At 45.6% G+C, this 13,821-nt stretch carries 10 protein-coding genes; 4 read left to right on the top strand and 6 right to left on the bottom strand.

The window, feature by feature from the left end:
* Positions 1 to 29: 29 nt before the first annotated feature.
* The 6 genes from H6626_08355 to H6626_08330 form a co-directional block, all read right to left on the bottom strand.
* Complete coding sequence (locus H6626_08355) at positions 30 to 4,022, bottom strand: hypothetical protein (protein USN46234.1); 3,993 nt, start codon at positions 4,020 to 4,022, stop codon at positions 30 to 32.
* 140 nt (positions 4,023 to 4,162) lie between these two features.
* The gene (locus H6626_08350; GenBank protein USN46233.1) at positions 4,163 to 5,890 is read right to left on the bottom strand and encodes a hypothetical protein; all 1,728 of its coding nucleotides are present in this window, start codon (positions 5,888 to 5,890) and stop codon (positions 4,163 to 4,165) included.
* Positions 5,878 to 6,156, bottom strand: a complete 279-nt coding sequence (locus H6626_08345) for a hypothetical protein (GenBank protein ID USN46232.1) — start codon at positions 6,154 to 6,156, stop codon at positions 5,878 to 5,880. Before H6626_08345 ends, H6626_08350 begins: the two co-directional genes overlap by 13 nt.
* Before the next feature lie 176 nt (positions 6,157 to 6,332).
* Positions 6,333 to 7,220 (bottom strand): hypothetical protein, encoded by an 888-nt coding sequence (locus H6626_08340; GenBank protein USN46231.1) that lies wholly within the window; start codon positions 7,218 to 7,220, stop codon positions 6,333 to 6,335.
* 1 nt (position 7,221) lies between these two features.
* A complete protein-coding gene (locus H6626_08335) occupies positions 7,222 to 8,262 on the bottom strand; it encodes a DUF4423 domain-containing protein (GenBank protein ID USN46230.1) in 1,041 nt (346 codons plus the stop codon).
* Between the two features lie 32 nt (positions 8,263 to 8,294).
* Positions 8,295 to 9,518 carry a hypothetical protein gene (locus tag H6626_08330; GenBank protein ID USN46229.1) on the bottom strand — a complete coding sequence of 408 codons (1,224 nt, stop codon included), beginning with the start codon at positions 9,516 to 9,518 and terminating at the stop codon, positions 8,295 to 8,297.
* Between the two features lie 419 nt (positions 9,519 to 9,937).
* Here H6626_08330 and H6626_08325 point away from each other — a divergent pair, with 419 nt between their 5' ends.
* The 4 genes from H6626_08325 (at position 9,938) to H6626_08310 (ending at position 13,802) form a co-directional block, all read left to right on the top strand.
* On the top strand, positions 9,938 to 10,414 hold the full coding sequence (locus tag H6626_08325; protein USN46228.1) for a DUF3015 family protein: 477 nt from the start codon (positions 9,938 to 9,940) through the stop codon (positions 10,412 to 10,414).
* Positions 10,415 to 10,456: 42 nt separating this feature from the next.
* A complete protein-coding gene (locus H6626_08320) occupies positions 10,457 to 10,939 on the top strand; it encodes a DUF3015 family protein (GenBank protein USN46227.1) in 483 nt (160 codons plus the stop codon).
* A 61-nt stretch (positions 10,940 to 11,000) separates the two neighbouring features.
* Positions 11,001 to 12,926, top strand: coding sequence for a DUF4105 domain-containing protein (locus H6626_08315; GenBank protein ID USN46226.1), 1,926 nt, complete (start codon positions 11,001 to 11,003; stop codon positions 12,924 to 12,926).
* A gap of 12 nt (positions 12,927 to 12,938) precedes the next feature.
* A complete protein-coding gene (locus H6626_08310) occupies positions 12,939 to 13,802 on the top strand; it encodes an alpha/beta hydrolase (protein USN46225.1) in 864 nt (287 codons plus the stop codon).
* The last annotated feature ends 19 nt before the right edge of the window (positions 13,803 to 13,821 follow it).

The raw sequence follows: 13,821 nt of genomic DNA, 5'->3' as shown, positions 1-13,821 counted from the left end.
TCGCTGGTTCGCTCAAAATCAAAAAGATATTACTTTTTCAACTTCGTCAGATCAGTGCTGTTGTTTGTTAAAAAGTGCTCACAGGCATTGTAGACACCAGACGTAAGGTGACTGAGTCCAGGGATGTTTGCCGTAACTAGCTTCATTTTTTCAAGGCCCAACATGATCCCTTCCGTCGCCGTGTATCCTCCAAACAAAGAGCGAATAAACGACCGCGTTCCTCGAGTTTCAGTGGTCGTGGTTTGGAAGTTAGCTAGTAACTCGCCCGCCGTATTGCCAAAAAGATCATTGAAAATATTAAATTTATTTCGGCGCTTCTGCGTTTGCTTTTGTAGGTAGGCTTGCACTTCAGGGTGTGAGAGATATTTCTCTGGAATATTTTTGGCATCATAATAAGAAGCCAATTCAAATCCTTGCTCCATTTTCATGATGAATGCTTGAATGGGAGTCAAAAATCCCACCAGGTACCCTGCAAGGGTGTAGTCGAGATCCCAGCGTCCGATGGAGAGGTAGCTGAAAAATGCAATATTTGGCAGGGCTGCTGGAAGGTTGGGCCACACAATACTCAAGTAGCGTTTCCAGTTTTTCATTAGAGAGTTTTTTTCGCTAAATGTTTGCTTTAAATACCAGCGAAAGAAACTCTTTTTGGCGTCTTCTTCTTTGGGTATATAGCCGAAATTTCCGGCATCATCATGAAATGCATCTTCTTGAAGCTTCACCCACGAGTTGGCCAGGGCACCCATGGCTACAGCTGACAATAGGCCGCCGTAAAAGCCAAATTGAGAAAGGTAAGCCACCGAGTTAGGACCAAAAAACTCGGATTGAATGGGTTTCATCACACCCTCGATGATTCCGGCTGTGAGCAGAAGTTTAAAGCCAATATCGATGGGAAGTGTCACTAACAGTTGTGAAACTTCGGCCCGAACCGCCCGAGCCATGGCCAATGGATTTCGACTCTTTTCACTGACCGTGGCGTAACGGGCCATGGACGTGTTTTGTGCAGGATCCAGCTCAGACGCAATTTCATACTTGGAGTTTCGAACTCGGGCATTAAGAGACTGTTTGGCTTTATTGGCCATGCGGGTTGAGCTATCAAACACGCTTTTGTCGTTTACGACTTCTGCAATTGCTGCTTTCACATCATCCTCAGTCACACTAAAGTCGACTTCTGAAGAGTCCGAAAAGTGTTGGGCTACAATCAGATTTTTCAAGTCTTCAAAATCTGTCTCAGCAACTTCACCCCGCTCCGCCTGGGCAGACATTTGCTCTAATTTTTCATGCAATTCTCTGTATTGAGGGGCCAATGCATGAGCTTGATTTGTTACGCTTTCTTGTAGCGCCACTACATCTTGTTGAGCCACTTTTTGAATCAACAATTTTTTCATGGCCCGCTCGTAGATGGCTTCAAAGTAGGTTCTCACGAACGTTTTATTTTTAAAATTTAACTCTCGTATTTGTTGAGAAGTAATGCTCTTAATGCCATCAGAACTGTACAGTTTTTGCAGGTCGCTGTCTTTATCGATGAATTGAGTGAGGGCCGAAAGTGACTGCTTCATGGCTTGTTCTACGACCAATTCTTCCACATCGATGATTTTATCTTCGAAGCTTTCATAGAGTGAAATTTGCCGGCGTGCCATCTCTGGGGATGAATACATGATCAGGGGCTGCAGTCTGCGGGCGAACCATTGGCCGACTTTCTTGTGAATAGGAACTAACCCACCGTTGAGAGTCGTTGGTAAAACGGTCTGTCCGCTTTTTTTGTTAACTGTGACGTTGAAAAAATCAGGATATAAAATGCGCGTGACCAATGTCAGCGGCTTGAACTTGATAAAGGGAATTTCCACGCCGCAGACCTTCACGTGACTCCAGCCAAAGCTACAATAACGAAGGCCTGAGTAGAAGTTCCAAATTTTTGTGTAATCCAAGATAGTTCTTGAGTAAGTGGCGTAACTAAAAATCAGGTGTTTAAATCCACCCCAGAAGCCTTTTAACTGGTTGGGGTCTTTTTCAGCAACCTCGTTGGCCACGGTGGATTCTTTGATCTCAGTATGGAGGTCGTTTAGTTCTCCAATTTTTCGCGCCATCTCCATTTCGGTTTGGGCTGGGTCAATGGCGGCGCCCATGACAATGTCCACTTCTCGGTGCCCAGTGACCTTGTTCCAAAGGCCCTTGCTTGGTTTAAGTTCTTGTTTTTTATTTTCAAGAATCGACTTTACATACAGATGATCTTCATCTGTGAACTCAGCAGACTTTTCAGAATTTCTTTTGCGTTTGTCATCTTCAGCTTTGGCCAATGCGCCGAGGTAGGATTGCTGAAGCTGGTTCTGTCTGTCGGCAAGACCCTTCCAGTCTTCACCGGCTTTACGCCGATCAAGAAAGGCTCTTAGTGGTGCGTTGATCACATGATAGCCACCCAGAATTATCGCCATGGCACCCGAAAAAACACTTAAGCCAATAATCGTTCGATACCAATTGCCCTCGGCAACGTAGGCTTTGTTAAGAGTGTCTATGGGGTCGGTCAACACAGAAAAGGTTGTTGTCGCCGCTTTCCACGCGGTTTCTCCTATGCCGCTAATTGATGCCCAAAGGGCACCAAGAAGTGTACGTCCGGCATTGAGCCCTTCACTCATTAGTGGTCCGTAAATTTCAGGATGCACCACCGCTATTGAAGCCGCGGCTAACATCGCCGAGGTCACAAAGGGGCGTCGGCTCATTTGATCTATGACTCGAGCCGGTTTTTCACCAAGACCGACCCTTGCTGCGGCCACTACGGCGGCCAAGGCCGAACGTATTTTTTTACTGGCATAGGGTCTCGGTGAAATAAGGTGGGTTTTCAAACGATGTAGATGCCCAGTCAGTTTTCGTCCCGAGCGTAGATTACTCTGCGTACTCCGGAGAGCTTTTTCTAAATGTTGAGATTGCAGAAGTGTTTGGTGGTAGGTGTTGACAAGATGAGAGGCCTCTTCTTTGAGCACTGTTATCTCATCTTTGAGCTGCTCAGTGACAGTGTCCACTAATTCCATTTTGCTTTTATCTATGGACTTAATCGCTTTTCGGCGCGCTAAAGAGGTGGCTAGTTGTTGCTCAAGTTGACTTTCAAGCACCTGGGCCCACTCTTGGGTGGCATCGGAGGAAGGCGTATTGAGTGGAGCATGAAGCTCTTTTCTGCGCTTAAGATAGTCAAAAAAAGTATCTACAAGAGGAATTGTGCTAGCTACTGTTTTGGGATCAACCAAGTTGGCAGTGAGATTAAAGGTTGTAGTCCACAGGGTAGAAAGGTCATCCAGTTGCCCCTGGTGAATTTTAGCGTCTTGTCCCACCACAAGATGGTCACTTGTGGCAGAAAGAGTGGTGATGGCTTCGGGGCTCGACAGGGGGATTTCATAAACCGGCAAAGTCTCGTTGCCAAGAAGTCCCATGTGAGTGCGCAAATCGATAAACGAAACTGTTTGTGTTTGAGTGGTGTCATCAAAACTATTTTTTCTAATGTAGACCAAGTAGGGACCAAGTGTGGCCGCCGCAATTATTGGAATTCGAAATTCATGGATAACACCGTATCGCTGGGTAGACAGAGAAAATAGCGCCGAGCCATTCAACTGGGTGGATTGCAGGGAAGGCGCTAGATTTTGAAATAGAAGGTTTTCTGTCAGTGGATTTTCAGATTCTGCATCTCTGAAATCGACGACGACATCCCACCAACCAATGGGTCTGAGGTGTTGGGTTGTCTTGTGTTTTTCTTGATTTTCATAAACCACCGATTGGGGTAACAGCCAAAATTCATCGAGGATGAAACGTTCGTTTGCTGAAGAAGAAAGATTTTCATCAAATCTGTCGAGGAGTTGGTGGTATTCTTTGCCCCACTCAATGGCTTGTTCCACTTCGGTTTTTGAGGGCGACTCTTGCCGTGCCCAAACATAGCCGGACGGAAGAGAGGTGATCACAAAATTAAACGAAATTAAAATCGATAGCGCACGCCTATGTAAACCACGAAATGTGGTCAACAAAAGAGATAGTCCCCTCAATGGATTTCCCCCTATTTAGATGTACGGAGGACCATATAATATGAGGATGGTCGTCACAATGCCTGCGAAAAAACCGTGAATATTTTCCCTAACCATTTTCAAATGTTGGTATCGAATGAGGACTATTTTGCGGCGCATCACTAGGGGAGTCGTAGTTGAAACACTTTAAACTCACTGGCTCGCACGTCGCGGGTGACGGCATAGGTTTTCCCTTGGTGGCGAAAGACGTGGCGGAGGCCCTCGTTAAAATAGTTGAGATCTAATTCCGCCAAAGGGCCGGTCTCCATGTCTACAATCCATCGGGGGCCGATTTTGGTTTTCAATATTTCCACGCATAGCGACCGCCCTAGGGCAAATGTCCGCGGCGGGGAGTAGGGCTCAACAAGAATCGATTCGTTAAACTGAATTTGGTGTGTGACTTTGCGTTGTTGAACATCATAGAGCGAAAGGTCATTGGGGCGAACCAAAAGTTGAAATGTCTGGCCTTGCCATGCAATGAGATGAGGCGGGGCATCGCTTCGGATTCGATCCCAACTTCGGTCTTCTTCCCAGGAGATGGGGTCCATAAACAAAAAGAGTCCAGCGGCATAGGGTACAAATAGGCGCATGGCATTGTCTTTTGAGCTGGGGAATGCCTGGAGATCTATGAGGGCCCCCCCAAGATCATGCTGCCACTGGGATATTTGTTGTCCCGTTGTGAGATTCAGGGTCATGTATTTTACGGCATAGCTTTTTCTAAAATCGATGGGGGCGCCGTGTTTGAAAACCAAAAGCGGTTGACCTTGGTGCGGAAAAATTAACGCATCACCATGTATCATTTTTGAGTGTTTCAGTTCAAAAACCCATTGGGGGTTGGGATCATCAAAGGACCAAGCTGCGACCCGGCTTTCACTATCGTTGACATTACTAAACAATAAAAAGCCCTGGGGATGTATTTTTAAAAAACTCTTAAACGGGGCCGAAGAAGTATTAACAGAAAATGGAATGCGCTTCACTGATACGGAATCAGCCATAGAAACCAAGAGAATTTCTGTATTTGTGCATGTCACAAGTTGGATTTTGTTTTTTACAGGGATAAAAACGGGGTCACAGACTATGACCTCGTTTGACAGATCAACATCAAACAGGACCTCACCCGTTAAGACTTCTTGAAACACAAATCCTTTGTTAATGCTTCCGTAGCCCACGGTTTTTAGTTTTGGGTATGCAATCACTGTTTTTTGATCCCATTTAAAAAACGTTTGATCGAGTGCATCCGAATGAATGGACCAGGTTGAAATCACTTCGGCATTTTTATGGTGTTGAGGGCAAAGGGGGCGACGTTGGGTGTTCTCGGTGCGGAAAAATTCGTAAGTGCCAAAAATTTCAAGGCCACCATCAGCAGAACGATATCGATTTTCAATGACGAGTTTCTTGGCCCCGTCCGACAGTGTGTACACTGTTTCTTGTCCACTGGGCCTGCGAATCAGCATTTGGTTGGCTCCTTGAATAGAGACGACTACACTTTCTCCCTCAGGGGGGGGGAGGTCTTTGAATAATTCATTTTTTTTGCCAAAAAAAGTTTCTTTTCCAAGAAATGGAGGCTCCACGTCAGACCACGGGTTGCAAAAGTCCGCAATCATTGCCGGAGTTTTATAAGTGTGAATGCCATCCACGTCGATTTGGCTGAGGCCCCTTCCCGAGGGATTAGTGGTAATGAGCATTTCTGAGCTCATGGTCTTTTTAATATTGGCTCCGATAACGGACCGCTGTTCATTGACCCCTTGTCCTTGCCAGTGACCAGCCAGCCGGTCCCAAAAAGTTAGGTTTTCAGCCTGCACTCCAGCAGTGATTACCAACAGGGAAACAAAGAACACTATTTGTAACATTCATCTAGCCTTTCCACCGTTCGGACTTCGATCATTTGCGCATCATGCAAAATATAGAAGTTTCTAATATTTATGCTGGTATAGATCTTTATGGGAGAATGGGTGGGGGCAATGGCTCGAATCGTGACAATGGAAAAGTACTGATCATCTAAAAATTCATTTACAACTGTTTCAAAACTAAAACTGGTAGTGGCAGGAAAAAACGAAACACCAATTCGAGTTTCGAGATTAAGAGGCAAAGAGTAGTCGGCTTGTGTTTCAGACAAACAATCCCTTGCGCACACAAAATTTGGCGATGTGAGCTGCTCAGGAACACTTCCCGGCGGTTGATACAGCGGAAACTCAATGATTGGAAGATCTAGGGTGTCTCCGGGAAGAAGGCACAGTTGAGGGAGACTCGCATGGCTAATAGAGGCGAACAGGCTGAAAACAATAAAGATGATTACTTTGCGCCCAGCTGCTCCCACCAAATTTGGCGATACAAGTTTAACTGAACAGAGTCCCAAGTCTGCCATAAGTTTTTCGCCTCCACAAAACGCAAATAGTTCGACCGATGATCTCGCAGTTCATACCGAAGACCCATGGCCGTCAGTTCACTTCGGTTGGCTCCGCCACTTTTTCTTCCAGAATGATCAAAGCCTAAATAGTGGCCAAGTTCATGCAGTAACAGGGTTCTACCATCAACCATTATGGATCCTGGGCCCGGAAGCACATAATGACTTTGTGTTTGTGAAAAGCTCAGTTGAACGTCAGGGTGAATCACAACGACCGGAACCCAATCCCTCGAGTGCCTGATGTATAACCCAAAAATTTGACCTTCCCAACTGGTTTTTTCGGAGGGAGTAAGTCCTGGTTTTAAAAAAGAATAGGGGTAATCCTGCCAACGGCCTTGAACAACGACCAGCTGGCAACCCTTTGCGGGCTGATCAATGGAAAGGTTCACTCGGCGCCAATGAATTTGTGGCCCTTGAGTGGCGAGTGGCCCGAAAAGTTCTTTAATAAAATTGGTCTGAGCCAGATAGAAATCTTCGGTCAGGGGCGACAGCTGGGCGTCATAGCAAATGGTGACAGAATCAAATACAAAAATCTCGTCATTGATGAAGCGATACTTGGCGGCAGGCCACTCATTGACATTGACATAGCGATGTTGGCCCGACCACTTAGACTTAAAGAGGGCCGGCCACTCTTTCGGGTCTGCCAGATCCTGTGCCATCTCGCCCTCTGTGCCCCAGAGGCTGCCTTCAGCAAAGTTCATCGTATGTTCAAAATGGATTTCAGTGGCTGCGGCGGGAATGGCCAGAAAAATTAAAAGGCTAATCCATGCTTTCATCTTAATCATTCCTTGTTTCTGGTTCTGAGTTCAAAAGGTCACAAACTTGCCAACTAAAATGCACCATTGTCTCTGGAGTGGTCGTTTTAAGTTCTTCTTTGATTTTACCGCGAAGTTCTTCAACCCATCCCAATATTTTTTTAAATGATTCATGCGACATGGTGGCTTGTTCAACTTTATGCAATCCACGCTTATTTTGCGAGTAAAATTGCGGTGCCTGGGTCAGCCAGTAGAGGTGCAAATTGGTCAAGAGTTCCTCAGGGAGATTTTTAGACGCATAAAAGGCTCCTTTTCGAATCTCATAACGCCCTTGCCTTACTCGCACAAGCTTGAGGTCAAATAGGGTTTGCATTGCTGAGTGAAGCTGTTCGTTATTGATGTTCAAAAAACGGCAACACCGAGACTCTTGTTGGCGATCCCATGATTCAAAGACTTCAGTTTGGATGAGCAGGTAAAGACTGGGGATCCAAGGTTTAGAGAAAAAGCGGCGAGAAAAATCTGCAGGAAAGGGAGACATTTCGAATTTTTCTAAGTCAATGTTTGGTGCCGTAAGTTCTACAACCAGGTGAAGTCTTTGAGAGAATAAATAAATGGTTTTAAGAAAAAACGACAAAGGAATATCTCGTTTGCCTTTCTCCCAATGGTGGAAGGACACAGAATTTTCAAGGTGAAGAAGATCTTTGACCTCTACTAAGGTTCTTTTTCCACGCAGAAATCGAAGAGCAGGAGCAATGACGGTTTTCTTGAGGATTGTTTCTGTCGCTACAGGTTCGTCATGAGTTTCTCTCAGCGGAGCAGTGATCGTCCACAAAAAATCAGAAACACGCATGCCTTTTTTAGCGGCCAACAAAAGCCAGGCCGAGGCGCGTATTGTACCTCTCCCGTCATTCCAGCTTCTTATTCGATCAGGTGATGTATCAAGGAGCAAGGCCACATCTTGAGGCGAGAGGTTCTGCGTGAGGCTTTGCCACATGTGAAAAGCCAAAAGCTCAAATCGATTCGACGTGGGTCCCAGTTGCGGGTGGATTGATGGCTCCAACATAGCAGAGAATACAATCTCCTGGATCGCCTAGATTAAGCAAGTGGCAATGCAACAGCGGGTCTAGAATCAACAAGGGAGTTAACAAGTAACGGAAACTCGTTTTCGTAGCGGAGGTTTTGGGCCCGCTCCCGCCATTTTTTTGAAGAGATGTCTGAGCTCGTGGATTCAAGCAAAGTGACGATGGTGTCTCGCCATTTGGCTTTGTCGACCCTCTCTGTGCGCATCAAATGACTAAGGCCGGTTTTTTTCGAAAAATACATGCTTAAAAACTGATCAAAATTATTGGCAAAGCCAACAAGCGGCGTTCCAGCTTCAATGCATTGGCTCACTGTGCCAGAGCCTCCGTTGCAAATCACCAGATCTGCAGCCGCACAAGCTTTTAGCCCGGAGACGTAATCTTTTGTTAGAAAATTGGGGGGAAGGCCATGCTGTTGGTCGGTTTTTCCGGCTGTGGAAAAAATCACTTGCGCCTTCACTTCCGAGAGAATCTCAATGAGAGGCTTGATCACTTTGTCGTTTCCTGAAGAGCCCATGCCAAAGTAAATGGTCGTTTTATGGGGATCGAGGGGTGGCAAGGGGAGATCGGGGTCCCAGCTCAGTAGCCCTAAAAAATGTTTGTTTTCGGCAAGATTTTTAATGGGAAACAATTCAGGTAAATCGGGAAATATCACATGAGTTCCATCGCTGTACCACTCGTGCAATGATGAAAACGTAGGGAGACTGAGCTCTTGCCGAAGTCGATTGATCCCCTTGAGCTGTTGTCGAAAAATCGCCGGTCCCCAGCGACTCATAACAAACTGGGCTATTTTAGGCCCAAGAATTCGACTGGCCGGCACATTGGGTACGGGAAAGACCGCCTCCGCATGTGGGTCCCAGTGGGCATTGATCAAGTTTAAAACGGGAATGGGGGATTTGTGGGCGGCTGTTGTCACACTGAGGCGAAAATCGGATACAATGATATCTGGATTCACTTGCTCGATGAGGTTTTTATCAGCTTCCACATAGCTTTTCAGTTCAGCATAGTTGTAGGGGAGATAACCCAAGTGAAGGGCATCATTAAATTTTTTGCCCGAAAGGCCATACACCTTATGATATTGGATCTTGCGCTGGAATTGTCGGCGAATAAATGGAAAGTCATTGGAGTGGGCCACATGGACTTGCCAATGTTCATCGAGTGTCTCGGCCAGCATCAATGGCCGTACAAGGTGGGCTACAGTGACGCCTTCACAAAAAAACAAAATTTTCTTTAGTTTCATGGTTGATCAATTCTTAAGCATTAGGTTGATGGCGGTTTTGCTGCCACCTTCAATTTTATATTGGTGGCCTTCAAATAGAGGCAAAAACTAGGCTGGGTTGGGATTTGATTGTTAAGGCCAGCATGGTTTTTTAACGCCCCGGACTTTTGATGGGCTTTTGGATCGAGTCTAAGCAAGGAAAGGTTTTGCCTGTCGAGTATTGATCACGGGTTAACAGAATAGTTATTGCTCGCTATTTAAGCAGATCATTGAGGTGTTGTTTTTTTTGGCCGTGTCAAAACAAAAAAAAACGGCTATAGACTATGCCGAAAAAATATGACGGAGCCATGCACTGATTCTGATTTGATAGTTGCGTAGGTCGCGGACTCAGTGGTCTAATTTAAAACTTATAGACATAACTCTATTACCAAGGAGTCATTATGAAGTTACGTCATTTAGCATTGGGCTTGGCACTGAGTTTAACTGCGCCGAGCGCTTTTGCTTCTTACGGGGACGCCGGTTGCGGTGTGGGAAGTATGATTGTTACGCAAAACTCAAAGTTGGGCCAATTGGGAGTTTTCGTAATTAACTATTTAGTGGGTGGGATTACATTTAGTATGACCACGGGCACTTCTAATTGCAAAGTGGATGGCTTTGTCATGAACGACAAAGAGATTCAATACTTCGCGGAAGCCAACCATGAAGAGCTGACACAGCAAATGGCTGAAGGACGTGGCGAAAAATTGGCCGCATTGGCTTCACTGTATGGCTGTCAAGCAAAGCAGCAGGATGAATTTGCTCGCACTCTTCAAAATTCCTACGCAGAAATTGCACCTTCGTACGATACAAGTTCTCAAGAGCTAATTAAAAATATTTCGGCCAAAGTCTCAGACAGTGGGCTTTGTCAGCAGATCTAAACTCTAGCATCTCAACTATTTGATGATTGAAAGGAAAATACGATGAGAATTTTATCAGCATTATCAATATTTGCTGTTTTAGGCGCCTCCCAGGTAGCTATGGCTTATGGCGTGGCTGGCTGTGGTCTAGGAAGTATGTTGTTTCAAGACAACACTTTCGTGTCGCAGTCTTCGGCAGCAACATCTAACTTTTACAGTCAACCTTTTGCAATCACATTGAATACTTCTAATTGCAAAGCCCAGGGCTTTGTAATGAATGACAAAGAGATTCAGTACTTTGCTGAAGTGAATCACGAGCAGCTCACTGAGGAAATGGCTAAAGGCGAAGGCGAAAAACTAAATGTGTTGGCAGCACTACACGGCTGCAACGCTGAAGGGGTTAAAGTATTCGCAACAACTACTCAAGCTCATTTTGGCGAGATTTTGCCCTCTCCAAACACAACCACGGTGGAAATGATTGAGAATCTTGGCCGAGTTTTAGAATCTTCTGCAGTATTGCAACAGGCTTGCGTATCTAAATTGTAAGCTCTTATTTATCCTTCGCGGTTTTCTTGCCACTCCCCTTGGCCGTTGGTAAAGGGGAGTGATGAACTGGAAAACCGCTTTTTTATTTTCATTTTTGACAATAGGCCCCACCGTCGCTGCACATTCAGCGGAGCATCTATCCCAACTTCAGGCTGTTCTCGCCGAAGTTGATCAAGAAAAAGTTTTTCTCGACCGTCAGTGGCTATTGCTAGGGTATTATCGCAAAACTCTTTTAGGTGGATATCGGTCGATGATAGATGGTCCTGGATACTTTGTATCTTCAAACGGAAAATATTCACCTCAGGAAGAGCTCGTCGCCACCATACGAGGGATGTATACTGATTCTCAGCAAACGGATGAAAAAGAAAAGGTTCAGTGCCGTTTTTTAGCTAGGCGTGACTGGCTGGTAAGGCGTCTAAATCTAGTGGAGAGAGGCATTGCCTTGGAGCCTTGTGAGCAGAGGCGGGCCTGGATAAAAAAGTTGGATGCGGAGGCCATCACACTTATTTTTGCAGATGCATATCTCAACAATGCCGCATCTAGTTTTGGTCATACATTTTTTAAAATTCACTCCAAGGGAAATGATGACGACCGTGATTTGCTCAATTATGGTGTAAGCTATGCCGCTTCTGGCGTGAATGAAGGGGGAGGCGTAATTTTCGCCTTGAAAGGATTGGCCGGGGGCCACCCAGGCATTTTTTCAATGATAACTTTTCATGAGAAATTAAAAGACTATGCGAACCTAGAGGGCCGAGACGTTTGGGAGTACCACATAAACTTAAACCCGTCTGAGGTGGATTTTCTAGTTAAACACCTGCTCGAGTTGGAGCAGACGTATTTGAATTACTACTTTTTTGACGAGAATTGTGCGCTATTGCTTCTGGCTGTATTAGAATCCGCGCGGCCTTCACTTCATTTGACAGATAGATTTCATGTGTTGGTCCCGCCCCGGGACATCACTCGGGTGGCACTTGAGGCGGGGATAATTTCTGAGATTTCCTATCGGCCATCTCTATCGACAGTTCTAAACGAAAAGGCCAATCAACTCACACATAAAGAGTCGAAGTGGGCTAAAGACTTGTCAATGGGACAAATCCTCCCGGCCCAATTGGACGAAATGGGGCTGAGCAAGATCGAAAAGGTTCGCTCGCTTGAAGTTGCTCTCAGTCATTTTGCTGTGAGGGAAACTAAAGTCGCCCCATTTGGTAAAGAGGCCCTTCGACCGGTGCAGGAGAAAATGCACAGCCTGAAAATCGCCAGATCCAGACTGGGACAGGCCAGTGTCTGGGCTCCACAAAACAAGGATGTGAGCACGTCGCCGGCACATGGCCATGATTCAGCTCGATTTGAGGTGGGGGCGATAACAAACGGAAAAAGAAATAGGCCTTATCTAGGGCTTTACTTGGCCTACCACGATTTAATGTCCAATCCGTTGGGGCACTCGGCGGGAACACAGGTGAATGCGCTGGGTGTGACTGCCACTTATGCAGAGGCTTTTGATCGTCTGGTCATAGACAAAGTTGTCGTGGTCGATTTGATCTCGGCTAGTCCCGTGAATACTTTTAGCTTTCCCGTTTCATGGCAGTTCTCAGCAGGATTAGAGACTTTGGGAGCCGATCGACGAAATACAGCCTTGAATTCACTTTTTGGCATGGGCCTTCGCTATGATCTGGATTGTTTTAGAAAGAGCATTTTAATGGGCTTTGTAAATCTCAATGGACAGTGGAGCGATCATCTCAATGAACGGGTCGGGTTAGGGGCTTCTGTTGATATTCGACAGCTGACCTATTTGTCTGACAGTTTTCGGATGCTGTTGGAGGCCAACTATTTGCGGTATTTTTCAGGAGATACGAATAATATCGAGCCTCGATGGGGTTATCGCTTGAATTATTCACTTTCACGAAATTTGGAGGTGCAATGGGATCACCATTGGCAAGACACTTCTTTTGAAGCGGGAGTGTTGGCTCGATATTATACAATTCTTTAGAGGACGAGTGTTTTGGTAGGACGTTGGACTATTCTAGTTGTTTTAATCTCTTGCGTGGGATGTACGGGTCTATTTTTTTACCCAGAAAGAGTAGAATATCCATTTTATAAGATGGACGGGTTTGTCATTGAAAAGGGAAGTTTTGCCAGCGAGGATCTCACTCAGTTGTCGTATTGGTATTTTTCTTACCTAGAAAATAAGAAGAACAAGAATTGGCATACGGCGTACAACAAGCCAAGGGGGCTAGTGATTCAGTTCCACGGCAATGCTGAGAATATGACTAGTCATTATAGAAATTTGGTTTGGTTCATAAAAGAAGGATATGATTTTGTCACCTTCGACTATCGTGGGTATGGTAGCAGTTCTGGTGAATCCGATGTGGAAGGAATCTGCGAAGACACCAAAGCGGCCCTGAAATGGGCCTTTCAGCGAAGCCAAAAAGAAAATTTACCGCTCATCGTGTACGGGCAGAGTTTGGGGGGATCACTGTTATTAAAGGCTCTTCAAGATCCTGATTTGGGAGTCAAGCCTTCTTTAGTTGTGGTCGAGAGTGCCTTTTATTCCTATCGACAAATAGCGAAAGAGAAATTGGCTCTGCATTGGCTAACCTGGCCCTTACAGCCCCTCACGTATTTGTTGATAGTCGACAAGTATTCACCAGGAGGTCCTGGTCTTAAAAATTTACCGCCAGCCCCTGTTGTTTTGATTTACTCAAAAAACGACCCCATTGTGCCGTTTCATCATGGAGAGCAAATTTTTTCAGATCTGGTAGAGCCTAAGTATTTGTGGTCCTATGACGAGCCGGGGCATACTGTTGGCACTTGGGTGCAAGATGGAAAATTTAGGAAACAACTGATCTCGCTAATCAAAAATTGATATGGTAGCTTATGCACTG

This window comes from Pseudobdellovibrionaceae bacterium (assembly GCA_023898385.1).
In the GTDB taxonomy this organism is placed as follows: Bacteria; Bdellovibrionota; Bdellovibrionia; order Bdellovibrionales; family UBA1609.
Note: the sequence above shows the minus strand (reverse complement) of the source record. Positions and strands in the feature narration are given on the sequence as shown.

Bases quoted from the DNA above. Each gene is read 5' to 3' on its own strand.
- H6626_08350 (USN46233.1), bottom strand. From the start codon at position 5,890: ATGTTACAAATAGTGTTCTTTGTTTCCCTGTTGGTAATCACTGCTGGA.
- H6626_08340 (USN46231.1), bottom strand. From the start codon at position 7,220: ATGAAAGCATGGATTAGCCTTTTAATTTTTCTGGCCATTCCCGCCGCA.
- H6626_08335 (USN46230.1), bottom strand. From the start codon at position 8,262: ATGTTGGAGCCATCAATCCACCCGCAACTGGGACCCACGTCGAATCGA.
- H6626_08330 (USN46229.1), bottom strand. From the start codon at position 9,518: ATGAAACTAAAGAAAATTTTGTTTTTTTGTGAAGGCGTCACTGTAGCC.
- H6626_08325 (USN46228.1), top strand. From the start codon at position 9,938: ATGAAGTTACGTCATTTAGCATTGGGCTTGGCACTGAGTTTAACTGCG.
- H6626_08320 (USN46227.1), top strand. From the start codon at position 10,457: ATGAGAATTTTATCAGCATTATCAATATTTGCTGTTTTAGGCGCCTCC.
- H6626_08315 (USN46226.1), top strand. From the start codon at position 11,001: ATGAACTGGAAAACCGCTTTTTTATTTTCATTTTTGACAATAGGCCCC.